Here is an 18,075-nt window from a genome sequence, read left to right on the forward strand (position 1 = left end):
CCAACTGAATTCAAAGGCTATCCCCTTTATCTCGCGACGATGAAGGGGATATTTGGGTCGTGCTCCAGACAAAAATGTATGGAACTTAATGTGAGAGTCCAGAACTGAGGATGGGGTGATCATTCTTGCTCACGCATCCGTCATGCTTCCCCGATTTGTTGCGCTCTTTTAATGAAGCGCTCCAGTTCTGCTGAAATTGGCCTGTCCGGTACAACGATGAATGTTGCGGTGTCGGGGATATCGTCGATAACCTGCCGAACAATGACGTCAGGGTGGTTGTAAATGGAAAGCTGCGATTCCAACCCGATACCAATGCCATAGCCAGCGGCCACCAGCATCATCATGGGCTCATGACCAGAAACATGTTCAGCGATGTTGGGAGAGGGCAGCGAGTCGTCCTCAAACCAATGATTAATGACATTGCGTCCGCCGGCGCAACGTTCAGGATGGCAAAGAATCAGGGGGTACCGGAGTGCTTCCCCAAGAGGCACTTTATCCAGGGAAAGCAGCGGATGGTGAGTGGGAATAGCAATGGCAGGGCGTTCGGCCCAAACCCTAAATTTTGTGAGGCCATTGGTGGCGACTATGCTGTCGACAGTGAAACCCGCATCTATCTCGTCGTGTAAGAGCGCTTTGTGCATCTCGTTGACGGTCATTTCAACGATCCGAATCTCGGTGGCAGGCTCCTCTTCTCGGCATCGAGCCAGCAGCTGTGTCAGCCGAGGCTGAGCCAGGCTATCGGCGATGCCGATGCATACCCGGCCGCGATAGCCCTGAGACGCCGATTGCACTCGTGTCAGGGCGTTATCCATGTAGGCAAGTACGCGGCGAGCCTCTTCACGGAAAATCTCCCCAGGCCAAGTCAGCTGTATACGCCCCTTGGTGCGATGGAGCAGTCGGACACCGAGATAGGACTCAAGATCTCTTATGGCTCTGGACAACGGGGACGGTTCGATGTGAACTCTGGCCGCCGCACGAGCAAAGCTTTGTTCTTCAGCGACGATAAGGAAATAGCGCAGGTGACGTATTCTCATGGTGTATCTTCCTTGTTGGTTGTTGACATTCTCTTTGACCGCGAGCAGGGCTCTGTTATTAGCGCACTGGTAGTGGTTTCGGTGACCGCTGTGTGATGCAATCCACAAATTTTGACGCAGCCGAAGTGTCATACATAGGGCGTAATCGTGTGACACATTCCTGAAATGATGATCCTCTCCAGACTGATATCATCACCCTTGCACCCGACCGTATCGGGTTGGATGGAGGGACTAAATGTCATAGATAACCAACCGGTAAATGCTGGAGATATGTTGCTGACCATTGACCATTGACCATTGACCATTGACCATGAAAGTTTCGAGGCCGCGTTGCAGAGTGCTCGTGTTGTGGTCGAAACCCAGCAGCAAAAACTAAAGCAAAGTGAGCACGAAGCGCAGCGCCGGATTACGCTCGGCGCGGGAGCTAGCAGAGTTACTGTAGATCGCTCAATTCAACGCAAAAAACGCACGAGGACAACTCGATAAGGCGCTGGTTGTTGGCGCCGACGCTGAATTTACCTACGTGCCGACGCAAGACTGCCCCAACTCCAATCGGAAAAAATCCAGCACAGGAAATAGTTCGCGAAGAATCAGACTGGGGCAGTGGCATCTCGGTAACTGGATCAATTCAGCGTCGACGCCAACACAGCCGCAGGCTTGAGCGTGAGGCCGAGCGCAACGTCGAGTTGATGTGGCTAACGGGGCGTTTGGCTCCGGACTTCAAAACCATTGCCGACTTTCGCAAAGACAACGGCAAAGCCATTCGCAGCGTATGCCGCCAGTTCGTAGTTCTTTGTCGCAACCTCAATCTCTTCTCCCAATCGATCATCGCCATCGACGGCAGCAAATTCAAAGCCGTCAATAATCGCGACCGCAACTTCACTCAGGGTAAGGTGAAGGCACGCATGCAGCAGATCGAGCAGAGCATTGATCGCTATCTGGCGGCGATGGATTCGGCGGATCGGGCAACGCCCGAAGTGGCCGAGGTCAAAGCAGAGCGGCTTAAAGAAAAGATAGAAACACTGAAAAAGCAGATGCAGAAACTCAAGGAAATCGAGGTGCAGCTCCACGAAAGTCCAGACCAGCAGATCTCCCTCACAGACCCATATGCACGCTCAATGGCCACGAGCGGCCGAGGCACCGGAACGGTTGGCTACAACGTACAAACAGCTGTCGACGACAAACACCATCTGATCGTTGCTCATGAGGTGACCAACGTTGGTAATGATCGTGGGCAACTGAGCAATATGGCGAACCAAGCACGTGAAGAAATCGAGGCTGAATCGCTAACGGTGGTGGCCGACCGAGGCTACTACAAAGGTCTGGAAATCCTTGCTTGCGAGCAAGCCGGCATCACTACCTTCGTACCGAAACCCCTCACATCTGGCAGCAAAGCCGAAGGCAGATTCGGCAAACAGGATTTCATCTATCTTATTGCGTCGGACGAGTATCGATGCCCTGCGGGGCAGTTACTAACCAGGCGGTATTCGTCGATGGAAGACGGCATGTTATTGCATTGTTACTACTACTCGGGCTGCCAGTCCTGCTCAATGCAAAGGCAATGTACGACGGGTAAGGAGCGCCGTGTGAAGCGCTGGGAACATGAGGCTGTAGTCGACGCGATGCAGGTTCGGCTGGAACATGACCCGGGGAAGATGAAGGTTCGCCGCCAGACTGTTGAGCATCCTTTTGGAACGCTCAAATATTGGATGGGAGCCACCCACTTCCTGACCAAAACACTTCCGCGGGTAAGTACCGAAATGAGTCTTCATGTACTCGCCTACAACCTCAAACGAATGATGAGCATCTTCGGCATCGTAGGACTGCTTGAGGCGATCAGGGCGTAAATCCAGCCACTTGGCTCGCCTGTTAGTAGCCGTTTGGGCCGCTGACGCGGCCCAAACGGCATTACGAACGTCTATCTAGCTGACTAAGGTAATTCGCGCTTCCGCCCGCTGATTTCACAGGCAATCCTCGCGCCTCTCAGTTTTCGACGTATTTAGCGCGTTTTCACACAGCCTGGACCCATAGCGGTCATTCGCGCAAGCAGAAATGGTTAGCGTTGGTATCAAATACTAGGACGATGAAGCAATGAAATAATGTTTTTTGGCCGCCATGGCGGCCGGCCGCGAGCCTTACGAGACTTGAAACCGGTGTTCTGAGGTGTCTTTAACGTCCGGTGATACGAACTGCCACCTGGCGCCATCGTCCTGGGATGCTTTAACGTGACCTTGCGTGGGGTGAATCGATCGCGCGGATGTCAAACCGCATCGATAGCCTCCCCTCGGTTCGTTCACGTAGCGCAAGTAGGGTTTCGGTGACAGCGGTCAAAAATAATAGAGTGCTTGCACAGTCGCTGTAGCTTGTTTGCGATCGCTGCCATTGCCAAAGGGGTTGTCATCATCACTGCCGGTGAACCAGTCATATCGGATTTCAGGGCGCAAAGATAAATTACGCGTTGCTTCATAGCGAAATCCCAAGGTTAGGGCATTGAATGCACCGTGTGCTATTGATACCGGGAACAGCGCGAAGCCGTCGGGGTCCGCGAAATGTTCCGCCCTCGCCGAGAAGATAAGGTCGTTGCGATACTGATAACTCAGAGAACTATTGACGCCCCACCAGTGAGCGCCTGAGAACCGCGGGCCTGTCACGATATCGACAGTATCAGCTTTGCCGTCGCCACTTTGGTGTCCATAAACAGCCTCGGCGCCGATTGACCAATGCTGGTCAAGTGCGAACCAGCCATTCAATGAATGTTGCTGCTTGAGTTGACCACTTGATGAAATTAATCGAGAAGTGGGGGCTTGAATATCATCGATAGATTTATTCTGCTCGTCGCCAATAATAAACTCATAATCGATCCATCCTCGCATGTCGGCTCTGCGCCAACGTATTGCGCCTAATATTGATTTGCTGTCGTTATTGTCTCTCAAGTTATTCCAGCCCTGCACAATACCTATTTCGCCGCCGAGCAGGCTTGATTGCGTACTCATCAGTCTAGTGCCCAAAACGACGCCGCTGACGGTCGCTGGCTCGGTTACAAATGCGTAGGTTTTGGTAGCAAAAGCGTTGCGCGCAATCCGGATGTTCGGCGGAATCTCGTAGCCTACCCCCGGTCCGAAAATCCCAGCCATGACGCTGATCCCTGTGCCAACTGGCAGGTAGGCCGTGCCAAACAGGTCGGGAAACGCGTAGAAATTTTGCCTGCGTCGCTGAGCTTTGGCCGAGTCTGATGCGCCAGGCTCATTTACCCCCCAGTGATCATCCCAGCCCGTAGTTCGCGCAAATTGACCGTCACGACCATAGAGTAATCCGAAAGTGAAACCGAATGACGCATCGGTCGGTTGCGGTCCCGGTAATGGCGTAGCGCGCGGAACATTAGGTGGTATTAAGTGGCTTTTCGATGAATAGATTGAAAAAGGACAATTGGAACTTTTCGTCGGCGTATCCCGCCACGGGCAAGTTGGTCAGGCCGCCATGGCGCTCACTAGCGGTCGATGTATTGTTGCGGGAATACCCTGCGTCCACGACGCCGTAAATCCTGATGCCGGTGTCTCTTTCCAATCCAGGTATCAGCCACGTTGCCAAGTCACCTTCTCCAGGCTGGGAGGGAGACGCCGCGTACAGGGTGCATGAAAACACCGCGCACAGTGATGCGATAGGAATACGCATAGAGTATTTACCTTATTGTTATTGTTTAAAGTCAATCAGACAGGGCTGGAACGACTCGAAGATCGTCTAAAAGGCGGGTGGGTACTCATGGCTTGGCCTGTAATTTTTATAGTCGAGTGTCCAGACGGTAATTTCATCGACCCTCCACAACAAGGGCAATATTGCGAAATGACTGTTCGTCGAAAACGAACAACTAATCCATCACGGCCTCTATGCTCAAGCGTTCTGCTGGGTTGCAGTAAGACTGTTCGCGTTTCGCGAACAGTCATTTCGCTCATAATGGTCTTGTTAGGACACGGGGACGCACCTTAACGTTTAGCCACTCAACACAAAAATAAACAGGGCTAAAACGATGAGTACCCAACCTGGATTCAATACGGTTTTCGGCTCGCTGGTGCAGTACACCAAGGGCACGATCGAACTGGTCACCGGCAAGAAAAGCCACTATGCCTTCTCTAATATCTTCGAAGTCGCTGCGCAATCGGCACCCTACGAGAAAGTCGTCGTCGGCCTCAATCTCGGCTATGTCATCGAAGCCATCCGCGCTGAAGGCACTTCCCCTTGGTTCACCTGCGCTCACGACGAATTCGTCATTGCCGTTGACGGCATTGTTCGCGTCGACTTTCTCAAGCTCGACGCGGCAACGGCCCAAGGCGACGGCACCCAGTTGGCCGGCGAACTGCCTAAAGGTCGGCCGATGGGCTACGTGCTCCTAAAGCGCGGCCATCAGGCGCTGCTACCGGCCGGCTGCGCTTACCGCTTTGAAGCGAGCACCCCCTGCGTGCTCCTGCAGCAAACCGTACAGGGCTCCCTCAGCATCGAGAAGTGGGCTGACATCTGCTTGAAATGATCGTGTTCTGACCTCGACATTAATCCAAAAATAACAGGAGCCGATCATGGCTATGCTCGAAGCAGTTGAAACTGAAAGTGCACTTATCTTTGATACCCTGGTAGATGCCAGTGCCGCTCACCCTGTAACCGGCTACAAAGCGTTTAACTTGGGCTCCTTCAAGCTCTCACGAGATGAATACTTCGCTCGCATCGAATGGCCGGCCAAGGGAGAGCAACGCTCGCACCTGATCCCCGCCGATGCATTCCTGCGTGCGGTGATGCGCGATGTTGCGTGGGGCTTCTTTTACGGCTGGGTCAACTTTGACCACGTCGTCGGCACCCGCAATCTGTACGGTAAAGTCGACATGTACGCGGGTACCTTCAATGGCGTGCTGAAAGCCGCAGGTGTCGACTACACCGAGCAGTTCGAGACGCCGCAGATCATGGCCACCTTCAAAGCAATCCTGCGCGACTGGACCAACGCTGGCTTTGACCCGTTTGCCGCGCCTAGCGAAACCGGTACGGCGTTCGGCCGCAAGAGCGGCGACAACATCGAGGCGATCGAGCGCTTCCGCGTTGCCACCCGCCGCATGCCAGGCCTGAAAGGGGATTCGCCACTGCGCGACGACCTGCCGGTCAACCGCCATTTCGCCGATGTGGCCCAGGACGAGCCCGAGGTGCATGCCTCCGAAGGTTTTGAAGGCCAACTGCATGCCTTCAGTCTGTTCAAATACCTGTCGCGCTCTGACGTGAGCTGGAACCCGTCGGTGACCTCGGTGTGCGGCACCAGTCTGTTCTGCCCGACCACCGAAGAGTTCATCCTGCCGATTGTCCATGGCAATGACCGGATCGAGTGGTTCCTGCAGCTCAGCGACGAGATCGTTTGGGATATCGGCGACAAGGATGATGGCAATCCCCGTGCGCGGATCACCATGCGTGCCGGCGACATCTGCGCGATGCCCGCCGACATCCGTCACCAGGGTTACTCGACCAAGCGCTCGATGTTGCTGGTCTGGGAGAACGCCACGCCTAACCTGCCTCAGCGGTACGAAAGCGGCGAACTAAAGCCGTACCCCGTCGAATTCTAATCACCGCAGCCCAGCGACTCAGGCTGGGACGGCGTTCCCACACCAGTATATTTCACAGTGCCCATCCAGGCACTGCAGGGAGTCTTTGCTCATGCAAAACCAATTGTTCATTGACGGCAAGTTCGTCCCCGCCCTTGAAGGTGGCGAGATCGATGTCGTAAACCCTACCAACGGCGAGCTAATCACGCGCATTGCTGCGGCGCAGGCCGAAGATGTCGATCTTGCCGTGGCCGCGGCAAAGCGCGCATTCCCAGGCTGGGCGGCCACGCCGGGCGCAGAGCGGGGGCGTCTGCTGATGAAGCTGGCTGATCGCATCGAGGCCTGCAGGGATGAGTTGGCGCACCTGGAATCGCTGGATACCGGTCATCCCCTTCGTGATTCACGGATCCTCGACGTACCGCGTACCGCCGCCTGTTTCCGCTACTTTGGCGGTATCGCCGACAAGATCGAAGGCAAGGTGATTCCGGTCGACGCCGGATTTCTCAACTATGTGCAGCGCAAGCCGATCGGCGTCGTGGGGCAGATCGTGCCGTGGAATTTTCCGCTGATGTTCACCAGCTGGAAGATGGGCCCGGCGCTGGCCGCGGGTAATACGGTGGTACTCAAGCCGTCGGAGCTGACGCCACTTTCGACGTTGCGCATCGCCGAGCTGATGAAAGAAGTGGGCTTTCCAGACGGCGTGGTCAATATCGTCCCAGGCTATGGCCATACCGCCGGGCAACGCCTGGCCGAACACCCCGATGTCGGCAAGATCGCCTTCACCGGTTCTACCGCTACCGGACGGCGCATCGTCGAAGCTTCTCAGGGCAACCTGAAGCGCGTGCAACTGGAGTTGGGCGGAAAGGGTGCCAACATCGTCTTCGAAGACGCCAACCTCGATGCAGCCGTCAACGGTGCGGCCTGGGCAATCTTCCACAATCAGGGCCAGGCCTGCATCGCAGGTTCGCGGTTGTTGTTGCAAGACAGCATCGCCGATGAGTTTCTTGAGCGCTTTGTCACCTTGGCCCGTTCGATCCGCCTGGGCGATCCCCTGGACCCGAATACTGAAATGGGCCCACTGACCTCTGCGTTGCACCGCGACCGCGTGCTGTCGTTCGTCGACATCGCTCGCGAGCAGGGCGGTCGCGTCCTCACCGGTGGCAAGGCGCCGTGCGATCCCGCGCTGGCCTCGGGTTTTTATATCGAGCCGACCATCGTTGAAGCCAAGCCGAGTGACCGTGTGGCCCAGGAAGAGGTGTTCGGCCCCTTCGTGACCGTACTGCGGTTTTCCACCGAAGAAGAGGCGCTGGAGATAGCCAACGGAACGGCCTACGGATTAGGTAGTGGTCTGTGGACCCGTGACCTGCAGCGCGCCCATCGTGTGGCGGAAAAGATCAACGTCGGCATGTGCTGGATCAACTGCTACAAGCGTGTCAGTCCCGGCAGCCCGTTTGGCGGTCTGGGTCAATCCGGCTACGGCCGGGAGATGGGCTTCGAGGCCATTCACGACTACACCGAGGCTCGCTCGGTATGGGTCAACGTCGATGCGAAAATCCTTCCCCACTACCCGCGCTGAGGCGACCTCATGAACGCATTCATCTATCAAGGCACTCCGACCCGAGTGATTTTCGGTGCCGGTAAACTGGCCTGCCTTAGTGACGAAATCCAGCGTCTGGGCGCCCGTCGCGCGCTGATCCTGACCACCCCGGAGCAACAGGAACTGGGCGAACAGGTCGCAAGGTTACTGGGTGATCGCAGTGCCGGCGTCTATCCCTTCGCGGTTATGCACGTGCCACTGGAAACAGCGCAAGCGGCCCGCGAGGAGGCCGTGCGCCGTGAAGCGGATTGTTGCGTGGCCGTAGGCGGTGGTTCGACCATAGGCCTGGGCAAGGCGATCGCCATGGACAGCGGTTTGCCGATCTTAGCGGTCCCGACCACTTACGCAGGGTCGGAGATGACCTCGATCTATGGCTTGACCGAAAACCGCCTGAAGAAAACTGGGCGCGATCCACGGGTCCTGCCCAAGACCGTGATTTATGACCCGGAGCTTACGCTGAGTCTGCCGGTGGGCATGTCGGCCTGCTCGGGCATGAACGCCATGGCCCATGCGATTGAAGCCCTGTACGCCGAGGACGCCAACCCGGTGATCTCGTTGATGGCCGAAGAATCGATCCGCGCATTGGCGCAGGCACTGCCGAAAATCGTCGACGACCCGCAAAACGTCGAGGCCCGTGGACAGGCGCTGCAAGGCTCATGGCTAGCCGGTATCTGCCTGGGCTCGGTCGGCATGGCGGTCCACCACAAGTTGTGCCACACCCTCGGAGGCACCTTCAACCTGCCACACGCTCAGGCCCACGCCATCGTCCTGCCCCATGCGGCGCATTATAACCGCAGTGCAGCAGCCGAGCCGTTGCGCCGCGCTGCACGAGCGCTGGGTGGTGAGCACGCCGATGAAGTGGGGCCATTGTTGTACGAGTTGAACCGTCGCCTTGGCATTCCACTGGCGTTGGCCGAGATCGGATTTCCCGAGCAAGGCCCGGCCGAAGCGGCGCGGATTGCCTGTGCCAGCCCTTACTACAACCCGCGCCCGTTCGAACAGGATGCCATTGAGGTATTGCTGACTCGGGCGCTGAAGGGGCAAGCACCGTCCTGAGGGTGGTGCCGCTTTCCAACGATTGCCACACGAGAATAACAAGATGAATAACCTCGACTTGTCTTCCGAGCACGAGATAACCGCGCGCGCCATCAACAGCTTTACGCACACTCCCGATTCACGTCTGCGTTTTTTGCTTCAGAAGTTGGTGTTACATCTGCACCAGTTCGCCAGTGAAGTCGAGCTTAACGAGGCCGAATGGTTGCAGGCGATCCGATTCCTTACCGCCACCGGGCAAAAGTGTGACGACGTGGTTCGCCAGGAATTCATCCTGCTCTCGGATGTTCTGGGGCTGTCCATGTTAGTCGATGCCATCGAGCACCGCAGTGCCGTGGCGGCGACGCAGAGCACGGTGTTTGGGCCGTTCTATATTGCCGGTATGCCCGAACGGGAATACGGCGAAAACATGGCGCTGATTCCCGGCAGCGCCTCGTTGATCACCGGTTACGTGCGCGATGCCTCTGGCAACCCCTTGCCGGGGGCCACCCTGGACGTGTGGCAGACCGCGGAAAACGGTCAGTACTCGGGTCAGGATGTCGCGCAGCCGCACGGCAACCTGCGCGGTCGTTACCACGCAGATGAACAGGGGCGCTATGCGATTCGCAGCGTGGTGCCGGTAAGTTATCCGATCCCCACAGACGGCCCGGTTGGCGACCTGCTGAAGGCCAGCGGTCGCCATCCCTGGCGTCCGGCGCATCTGCATTTCATGCTCGACGCGCCTGGTCATCGCCGCCTGGTGACCCATTTGTTCAACGACGACGATCCCTATATCGATTCTGACGCAGTGTTTGGGGTTAAGGATTCGCTGCGGGTCGTGTACGAACCACGGTCCGCCAGTGATCTCCTGGCCGAGCAGTTCGATATCGGTACGGATTTCCACATCGCGACCTTCGACTTCGTCCTGGAGGCCATGGCATGAACCATTTCTTTGCCATTTTCGCCACCGACAAGCTCGGCCGCGAGCCTTTGCGCAGCGAGATCCGCCCCTTGCATCGCGAGTATCTGCGCGAGCCCCACCCGCATCGCGTGGTGGTGCGCTTGGGCGGGCCGACGTTGAACGGCTGCGAAGGCGCCATGAATGGCACCTTGCTGGTAGTGGAGGCAGGCAGCTTGAGCGAGGCCGAGGATTTTTTTGCCGACGATCCCTATGCCCGGGCCGGGCTGTTCGAGCGCGTCGAGATCAGGCCCTGGTGCTGGGGCCTGGGTAATCCCCAAATGGGAGCGTGAGCCATGGCAGATATTTGGCTATGCGCCCTCGATCAGGTGCCCGATGGCGGAGCACTCGGGCTTGAGGCGACGCTGCGAGGCCAAGCCACTGCCTTGATCGCAGTGCGGCGGGGAACGCAGGTGTGGGTCTACCGCAACCGCTGCCCTCATTTTTCCATCCCCTTGGACTATCAACCGGGGTCGTTCAGCACCTACCACACGCACCTGCTGATGTGCGCGCACCACGGGGCGATGTTTCGTTTCGAAGATGGCCGCTGCATCGATGGCCCTTGCGAAGGCGCGAACCTGGACAGTGTCCCGGTGTACGAGCAGGACGGGTTGCTGTGGTTGGCCGAGGTTCACAACGCACCCGTGCAGGTGCACCCATGACAGGAGAGCAACGCTATGGCGCTTGATGTCGAGTCTGCCCGATTGCTTGAGCAATTGGCCGAGAGCGGCCTGAAACCGTTTCATTTGATGAACCCCTACGAGGCTCGTGAAGTCATGGCGAGCCTGCGCCCGGAGGCCGTGGGGCCGACCATGCACAGCGTTGAGGAGGTGCAATTGGGTGGGGCGCGCCTGCGTGTATTGACGCCCAGCGCCTCGGTACGCGGCACAATTCTCTACCTGCATGGCGGGGGCTGGGTCGTGGGTGGGCTCGACGACTTCGACCACTTCGCTCGCCAGCTGGCGCACCGTACTGACTGCACCGTGGTCCTCGTCGATTACCGCCTGGCCCCGGAGTTTCCTTTTCCAGCCGCTCTCGATGACGTCGAGCGCGCCGCACAGTGGCTGATGGACCGTCGCGAGCAGCTCTCCGGCTCGGCCAACGGCACACTGATCGTCGCGGGCGACAGTGCCGGCGGCAACCTAGCGGCCGTGTTCGCTCAGCGTGCTGCCCAGCGAGGCCAGTTGGACTGGGCCTTGCAGGTGTTGATCTATCCGGCGACCCAGGCTGATCTCGATGGGCCAGGTTATCTCGATCCGCAACGGCAACTGCTGCTGACCCGTGAGGATATGCGTTGGTTCTGGGATCACTACCTGCCGGATGCTAACGAGCGCAAGCAGGTTTGGGCATCACCGTTGTCGGCAAAGGACTTTCGTGGCGTGCCACCGGCGGTGGTGCTGACTGCGGAGTTCGATGTGCTGCGCGAGGAAGGACAAGCCTACGCCCACCGACTGGTGCAGGCCGGCATAGTCGTGAGTGAACGCTGTTTCACTGGGCAGATGCATGGATTCGTGACCATGCCTTTCCTGCATGCCAGCCGCGAGGCGCTGGATTGGCTGAGTGACCAGATCGATCCCTGGTTGCAGGTCGGTTAAACCCCGTACGACCAATCAATGATCCCTGACAACAAGAACAAGAGGTTTACCCATGAGCGCCTATAACACTACTTTGGCTTCCCTTGATTGTGATGAAGAAACCCTGCGTGGCCATTTGCAGGGGGCCGATATACCGACCTTACTGATGACCGTCGCGCACCTGACCGGCGACCTCGATGTGCTCAAGCCGGACTGGAAACCTGTAGTTGCCATGGGCGTCGCAGGAAGCGGGATGAGCCCCGACGTCGAAGCCGAGGTCCGTGAATTCTGCCTGCTTCGGCTATTGGCTTTCCGCGACAACGGGCTGCCCGTGCCGGCGCGCCCGACCAGCGACCAGCTGCATGCCTTGGGGACTTGGCTGATGGGGCCTGTCATCGAGCCCTATCTGCCGCTGGTCGCCGAAGAACTGGTGACCGCTGAAGAGGACCCTCGCGCCCCACGCTGGCATAAAGAACATGTGGCCGCCGACCGTGACTTCAAGGTGGTAATCATTGGCGCTGGGGAGAGCGGCATGATCGCGGCGCTGCGTTTCAAACAGGCGGGTGTACCCTTCGTTGTCTATGAGAAAGGTTCCGATGTCGGCGGTACCTGGCGCGAAAATACCTACCCGGGTTGTCGCATCGACATCAACAGTTTCTTTTACAGCTTCTCTTTTGCCCGCAGCACTTGGGACGATTGTTTTGCCCCCGGCCCGCAGGTGTTCGGTTACATGCAGGCGGTGGCGCGAGAGAGAGGGTTGTATGAGCATATTCAGTTCAATACCGAAGTCACCGATGCCCATTGGGACGAAGACAGCCAGTGTTGGAAAATGCTCTGCCGCAACAGTACAGGGCAGACCCGCGTCGACAGCAACGTGGTGGTGTTTGCAGTAGGGCAATTGAATCGGCCGATGATTCCGGCGATCCCCGGCATCGAGACCTTCGAAGGTCCGGCTTTCCACTCGGCGCAGTGGGATCACAACGTCGACTGGAGCGGAAAGCGGGTTGGTGTGATCGGCACAGGAGCGAGTGCTGCCCAGTTTATTCCGCAACTGGCCAAGACGGCTGCCGATCTGAAGGTCTTTGCCCGCACCACCAACTGGTTGTTGCCCACGCCTGACCTGCACGAGAAAATCTCCGACAGTTGCAAGTGGTTGCTTGCCAATTTGCCCAACTACAGCCTGTGGTATCGGGCGGCCATGGTGATGCCCCAGAGTGTCGGTTTCCTCGAGGACGTTGTGGTGGATGTCGATTACCCTCCGACCGAAGTCGCGGTGTCGGCGCGCAACGATCAATTGCGCCAGGCAATCAGCGCCTGGATGGAACCACAATTTGCCGACCGGCCTGATCTGCGTGATGTGCTGATTCCGGATTCTCCGGTCGGCGGAAAGCGCATCATCCGCGACAATGGTACTTGGATCTCGACGCTCAAACGCGACAACGTCAGCATGATTCGTCTGCCGATTGAGGCCATCACGCCCAAGGGCATTTGCTGTGTGGACGGCACCGAGCACGAGTTCGACATAATCGTCTATGGCACCGGCTTTCACGCTTCCAAGTTCCTCATGCCGATCAACATTACCGGGCGTGACGGCCTGGCCTTGCATGAGGTCTGGAAGGATAACGACGCGCGGGCCTATATGGGTATGACAGTGCCTGGGTTCCCCAACATGTTCTGCATGTACGGGCCCAACACAGGACTGGTGGTGTACAGCACCATTATTCAATTCTCTGAGTTCACCGCGACCTATATCGTCGATGCCGTACGTCTGTTGCTGGAGGGGGGGCACCAGAGCATGGAGATCAAGCCGCAGGTGTTCGAGAGCTACAACCAGAGGGTCGACCAGGCCAATGGCTTGCGCGCCTGGGGCTTCTCCAAGGTCAACAGTTGGTACAAGAACAGCAAAGGGCGGGTCACCCAGAACTTCCCGTTCAACGCAGTAGAGTTCTGGCGCCGGACTCATGAAGTCGAGCCGACCGATTACCACCTTTCCTGATCGCTTCGCTGGTGGGATCACCGTCACAGCCTTACTATGCAACGGCAGGCTGTGCCGGACTCACCTCAAATGAATGCCAGCCAATAATTACAAAAAGGGAAGGTCATGGATCGTCTACTCATAACAGAGGCGTTCGTGCACGTGGCGCAGACCGGCAGTTTCTCCAAGGCGGCGGAGCAGTTGGGCGTGACCCGTTCAGTGATTACTAATCGTGTGCAACAGCTTGAGACGTTCATCAATTCGCCGCTGTTTCATCGCAGTACCCGCCACGTCCGCCTGTCGGACATCGGCGAAGCCTATTTTCAAGAATGCGCCGATATGGTCGCCGGATTTCATGGCTTGACCGAGAAGATGCGCAATCAGCGCTCCAACCTCACGGGTCAGTTACGTGTCCAGGTACTGCAGGGGTTCGCGATCGACCACCTGGGCCCAATGCTGGCAGAGTTCACCGCTATATATCCCGAGATCGAGTTCGATGTGGTTGTCAATGACCGGGTGGTCGATCCGATCGAAGAAGGCTTCGATATTGCCTTCCAGATGTTCCCGCCGATGGCCGAGCGTCTGGTGGTGCGCAAGCTGTTCAACGTGCATCGGCTGTTCTGTGCATCACCTGCGTATTTGCGCGAACATGATGCTCCCAAGCATCCCGAGCAGCTCAAGGATCACCGCATTGCCCTTTACGGCGGCTATCCGTCACGCAATCGCTGGCAGTTCACCCGGGGAGAGGAGTGTATCGATCTGACCTTGCACGGTCAGGTGCGCTCCAGTTCGGTCCATTTGTTGCGTGACTATGCCCTGACCGGGGCCGGTATCACTTGCTTGCCGACGCTCATTGCCAGCAGCGATCTACTCGCCGGGCGACTTGTGCCGATTCTTACCGACTATCGTTTGTCATCTTTTGATTTCGCCGCCGTGTATCCCGAAACCCAACGTCGAGCCCTAAAGGTGCGGACCTTGATTGACTTTCTGATAGGACGTATCGGCGATGCGCCGCAGTGGGACCAAACATTGCTGGATCGCGGAATCCTAAACCACTGACAGCGAAGGATTTGACCCCGTTTTCCGAAGTGCTTATGGAACCTGCTGCGACCTCATGCCAATCTCCTGCCTAAAGAAAAACCCGGTGACGGCAACAGCGGAGCCAGGCTAGACACCATTGCTGACGAGAAAAACTAATCGATGCGCAGTTTTCAGCGCTCACCCAGGATCGACTCGATCGTTCTGATTGCAGGCGCGAGCTGACCAGCGATGTCGTGCGCTTTGGCAGTCGGTTCCATGCCGCGACCCATTCGCTCGAACAACGGATCGCTAAAACGCGCCCGCAACCGAGCGAGCGAGCCACTCACCGCCGGCTGACCGACGCCAAGCTTCAGCGCCGCGCGTGAGACATTTCGTTCATCGTAAATAACCATAAAGACGACCATCAAATTGAGGTCAATCTCGGCAAAAATCCGAAGATTTATTTTCATGGGTGTCAACGTGGGCATAGTTTTGGTCATCGGGTATCTGCCGAATCAATGGGGCAATCGGTCGAGCTAGTCGAGGCATTGATACTGGCCTGGCGTTCTTTAAACACCGGGATGATCGGCTCACGCTGATCGCGAATTCGCCACGCGGGCCGACCACAGTTATGGAGTAAAAGCCCTGAGCGGCCTCGACTTGCTGCGAGTAGGCTCAATCTTTAAGGTTTACTCTCCAGGCACCGCAATATTCGGGCGGCTCTGAAGACAACCTGGATACTGTTTCTTTCAACCAATTCAATTTCCATCTCACTTCTGGTCATTACAGGACATCAATCGCCCACTATATGGGTCGTTAGGTCAATGCCATCCTGTCTCGAAAACCCAGACATCCCGCCGTCATATCAATGTCCTCATTCGGCTATTTGAAATGGGCATCGGGATGCTTGGCGCTGGCAAGTTGCGTGTTGTCCCAGCCACCGCCTAGGGCGCGGTACAGCTAGACCTGACTTTGAAGCTGTAACAAGCGGTTGGAAGCGAGCTCTTCGCGCGCCGCAAACAGATTGCGCTGAGCGTCCAGGACGGGCAGGAAGTTTTCGACGCCGTGCTGGAAACGATTAAGTGCCAGATCCAGGTACGCGCTGTTGTTGTGCACAAGATCGCGGTGCGCTTGCAGTTGCTCTTCGTAGATTCCCGCTGAGGCTAGGCCGTCGGCGACTTCACTGAAGGCCGTCTGAATACTCTTTTCGTAGGCGGTAACGCGGATGTCTTTCTGGATTTCTGCGTAATTGAGGTTCGCCTTCAAGCGCCCACCGTTGAAGATCGGAATATTGATCTGAGGAATGAATGTCCATTGGCCTTGGCCTCCGGCGAACAAATGGGAGAGCTGCGCACTGGCCACGCCGGCATTGGCCGTCAAGGTGATGGAGGGGTAGAACGCTGCCCTCGCTGCACCAATGTTGGCATTCGCGGCGATCAAGTCGCGCTCAGCTGCTCTGACATCGGGGCGTTGGCGCAGGATATCCGCAGGCAAACCGGCCGGAATGGAGGCGATCATCCGCTGCGTCCAGTCGCCTTCGTCGGGCAGATTGCCGGGTATGTGGGTTCCGACCAATAGCGCCAAGGCGTTCATGTCATGGGCGACCCGGCGGGTGTAGGTCAAAGTCTTAGTGCGTGCGGTATCCACTAGGGTACGTGCCTGACGCACGCTCAAGTCAGAGATCGTGCCGGCAGATCGGGCGGACTGCATCACGTCGAGCCCATGGGTATAGGTGTCCATAGTCGATTGGGCAATACGCAACTGCTCCTGGTCGGTTCTCCAGGTCAGGTAGGCGCTGGCGACACTGACCACAAAGCCCACCTGCACGCTGTGCTGCGCTTCTTCTGTCGATAGGTAAGTTTGCAGGGCGCTTTCATTCAGGCTCTGGATACGCTCGAACACGTCCAGTTCGTAGGACGCGTCGCAGATATTGAGCTCGTAGTTACCGTAGGTCCCGCTCTTCCCGGCAGCAGCCAGATCTCCCGGCAGGTGTTGTCTGGCGCCTGAGCCACTGACGCCAACGTTGGGCGACATCTCGGAGCGCTGGATGCGATACAGCGCTCGGTAGGCATCGACATTCAAGGCTGCTTGGCGCAAATCGCGGTTGTTGGTCAAGGCCAACCCGATCAATTGGCGCATGGCCGGGTCGCGCGAAAGAATTGCTGCCAGTGCAAGTTAGCGATTGATTTGGCGCTGTTGGCCGCACCCACCGATGAGGTTTTATAAGCCGGACCTTGAGGCCAGCTCTGATTCACCGGTGCTTCGGGCCGGTGGTAGGCGGGGATCAAGCTGCAACCTTGCAGGCTAGCGCCAGCAGAATCGCAACAGTAAGTGCTTTCAACTTCATGGTTCTTACCTGATTTTTTGAGAGCGTTGACTGGCAGCTTGTAAGCAAGGAGTTCGGACTGTACTGTAATACGATAGAATGCACCATAATGTGGAAGTTCTGCAGTGCTCGGTTTTTGCTTTGACGAGGAGCATGGAGGACTGAATGACATCCACCGGCGGTGGTCGCCCACAGGGTCAGGTAACAATTGGTATGGCGAGAAAAACGGTTGAAGAGTCAGAACAGACGTGTATCAAGTTGATGGAGGCGGGTATACGGATGTTTGCCGAGTACGGTTACGCCTATTCGACGCTTGATGACATCGCGAAATGCGCAGGTCTTAGTCGAGGTGCGGTTTACGGGCATTTCAAGGGGAAGAGGGAACTGCTGCTGTCGATCATGAACGCCTCGGTATTGCCGCTGGAGAGATTCTTCGTGCCAGCGGCTGATCCGGCGCAAGGTTTTGAGCATTTCGCTCGCGCATTGAATGACACGCTTAAGGTCCAACACCATCGAGACTTCTGCACCATCTTGTTGAAGGATGGCGAAATCGGCGCGTCGGAATGTCCGGTGGTGGCCCGTTGGCGTGTGGCGCGGAAAAACCTGCGAGCCCAGCTCACGCTGCTCTTGATTGCTATGGGGGAAGTTTCGACACAGCGTACGGCGGCTGAGTTGACGGCGCTGGCACATCTGATGGCCTTATCGATCACCGGTCTGGTTATTGAGTCGTTACACAGTCCCGAGCCCACCGAGACGCTGACGAGGCCGTTCGTGCATTCCATGCAGGAACTGGTGTGAATCGCCCCGGATTCGAGTGAAGATCCTTTATTGGGGGGCACGAACACTGACCTTAGCGAGCGATGCTGTATCGAAGGTGGGAGTAGACCTCCCGAAGTCCGCTTGCAGGAGCTGGCTTAAAACCGCCCGGTGCTGCTTCGTTCAAAAGGCGTGGTGATGAGCGACCGTGGAAAAGGCGTCAGGTACGTATT

Annotated in this window: 15 protein-coding genes and 2 pseudogenes; 12 read left to right on the plus strand and 5 right to left on the minus strand. The window is 57.2% G+C overall.

Annotated elements, in window-relative coordinates; genetic code table 11:
- Positions 1-140: 140 nt before the first annotated feature.
- The gene (locus tag DU29_RS0107925; protein WP_028621258.1) at positions 141-1,034 is read right to left on the minus strand and encodes a LysR family transcriptional regulator; all 894 of its coding nucleotides are present in this window, start codon (positions 1,032-1,034) and stop codon (positions 141-143) included.
- Between the two features lie 635 nt (positions 1,035-1,669).
- Here DU29_RS0107925 and DU29_RS01000000129620 point away from each other — a divergent pair.
- A pseudogene (locus tag DU29_RS01000000129620) lies at positions 1,670-2,881 on the plus strand (IS1182 family transposase); the annotation flags it as partial.
- A 480-nt stretch (positions 2,882-3,361) separates the two neighbouring features.
- On the opposite strand, the gene DU29_RS01000000129625 reads toward DU29_RS01000000129620, so the two are convergent.
- Positions 3,362-4,447 (minus strand): outer membrane beta-barrel protein, encoded by a 1,086-nt coding sequence (locus DU29_RS01000000129625; RefSeq protein WP_328286318.1) that lies wholly within the window; start codon positions 4,445-4,447, stop codon positions 3,362-3,364.
- Positions 4,413-4,706, minus strand: a complete 294-nt coding sequence (locus DU29_RS1000000133570; protein ID WP_328286316.1) for a hypothetical protein — start codon at positions 4,704-4,706, stop codon at positions 4,413-4,415. The genes DU29_RS01000000129625 and DU29_RS1000000133570 overlap by 35 nt, the downstream gene beginning before the upstream one ends.
- A gap of 352 nt (positions 4,707-5,058) precedes the next feature.
- Between DU29_RS1000000133570 and DU29_RS0107945 the strand changes: the two genes are divergently transcribed.
- The 10 genes from DU29_RS0107945 (at position 5,059) to DU29_RS0107990 (ending at position 14,799) form a co-directional block, all read left to right on the plus strand.
- Positions 5,059-5,556: a hypothetical protein gene (locus DU29_RS0107945; RefSeq protein ID WP_028621259.1), complete on the plus strand. Its 498-nt coding sequence runs from the start codon at positions 5,059-5,061 to the stop codon at positions 5,554-5,556.
- 46 nt (positions 5,557-5,602) lie between these two features.
- A complete protein-coding gene (locus tag DU29_RS0107950) occupies positions 5,603-6,625 on the plus strand; it encodes a hydroxyquinol 1,2-dioxygenase (RefSeq protein ID WP_028621260.1) in 1,023 nt (340 codons plus the stop codon).
- Positions 6,626-6,716: 91 nt separating this feature from the next.
- Positions 6,717-8,180 (plus strand): aldehyde dehydrogenase family protein, encoded by a 1,464-nt coding sequence (locus tag DU29_RS0107955; protein ID WP_028621261.1) that lies wholly within the window; start codon positions 6,717-6,719, stop codon positions 8,178-8,180.
- Between the two features lie 9 nt (positions 8,181-8,189).
- The gene (locus tag DU29_RS0107960; RefSeq protein ID WP_028621262.1) at positions 8,190-9,257 is read left to right on the plus strand and encodes a maleylacetate reductase; all 1,068 of its coding nucleotides are present in this window, start codon (positions 8,190-8,192) and stop codon (positions 9,255-9,257) included.
- Positions 9,258-9,300: 43 nt separating this feature from the next.
- A complete protein-coding gene (locus DU29_RS0107965) occupies positions 9,301-10,176 on the plus strand; it encodes a dioxygenase family protein (protein WP_028621263.1) in 876 nt (291 codons plus the stop codon).
- Positions 10,173-10,484 (plus strand): YciI family protein, encoded by a 312-nt coding sequence (locus tag DU29_RS0107970; RefSeq protein WP_028621264.1) that lies wholly within the window; start codon positions 10,173-10,175, stop codon positions 10,482-10,484. Before DU29_RS0107965 ends, DU29_RS0107970 begins: the two co-directional genes overlap by 4 nt.
- Before the next feature lie 3 nt (positions 10,485-10,487).
- Complete coding sequence (locus DU29_RS0107975; RefSeq protein WP_028621265.1) at positions 10,488-10,853, plus strand: Rieske (2Fe-2S) protein; 366 nt, start codon at positions 10,488-10,490, stop codon at positions 10,851-10,853.
- A gap of 15 nt (positions 10,854-10,868) precedes the next feature.
- On the plus strand, positions 10,869-11,786 hold the full coding sequence (locus tag DU29_RS0107980; RefSeq protein WP_028621266.1) for an alpha/beta hydrolase: 918 nt from the start codon (positions 10,869-10,871) through the stop codon (positions 11,784-11,786).
- Between the two features lie 52 nt (positions 11,787-11,838).
- Positions 11,839-13,761: a flavin-containing monooxygenase gene (locus DU29_RS0107985; protein ID WP_033050351.1), complete on the plus strand. Its 1,923-nt coding sequence runs from the start codon at positions 11,839-11,841 to the stop codon at positions 13,759-13,761.
- 105 nt (positions 13,762-13,866) lie between these two features.
- Positions 13,867-14,799 (plus strand): LysR family transcriptional regulator, encoded by a 933-nt coding sequence (locus tag DU29_RS0107990; RefSeq protein WP_028621268.1) that lies wholly within the window; start codon positions 13,867-13,869, stop codon positions 14,797-14,799.
- Between the two features lie 152 nt (positions 14,800-14,951).
- Here DU29_RS0107990 and DU29_RS0107995 read toward each other — a convergent pair whose 3' ends face one another.
- Both DU29_RS0107995 and DU29_RS01000000129630 read right to left on the minus strand, forming a co-directional pair.
- Positions 14,952-15,260: a LysR family transcriptional regulator gene (locus DU29_RS0107995; protein ID WP_236645584.1), complete on the minus strand. Its 309-nt coding sequence runs from the start codon at positions 15,258-15,260 to the stop codon at positions 14,952-14,954.
- A gap of 382 nt (positions 15,261-15,642) precedes the next feature.
- A pseudogene (locus DU29_RS01000000129630) lies at positions 15,643-17,063 on the minus strand (efflux transporter outer membrane subunit).
- Between the two features lie 188 nt (positions 17,064-17,251).
- Here DU29_RS01000000129630 and DU29_RS1000000130900 point away from each other — a divergent pair.
- Positions 17,252-17,884, plus strand: coding sequence for a TetR/AcrR family transcriptional regulator (locus tag DU29_RS1000000130900; protein ID WP_081832457.1), 633 nt, complete (start codon positions 17,252-17,254; stop codon positions 17,882-17,884).
- Positions 17,885-18,075: the final 191 nt, after the last annotated feature.

Source organism: Pseudomonas sp. Ant30-3 (assembly GCF_000690905.1).
Taxonomy (GTDB): Bacteria; Pseudomonadota; Gammaproteobacteria; order Pseudomonadales; family Pseudomonadaceae; genus Aquipseudomonas.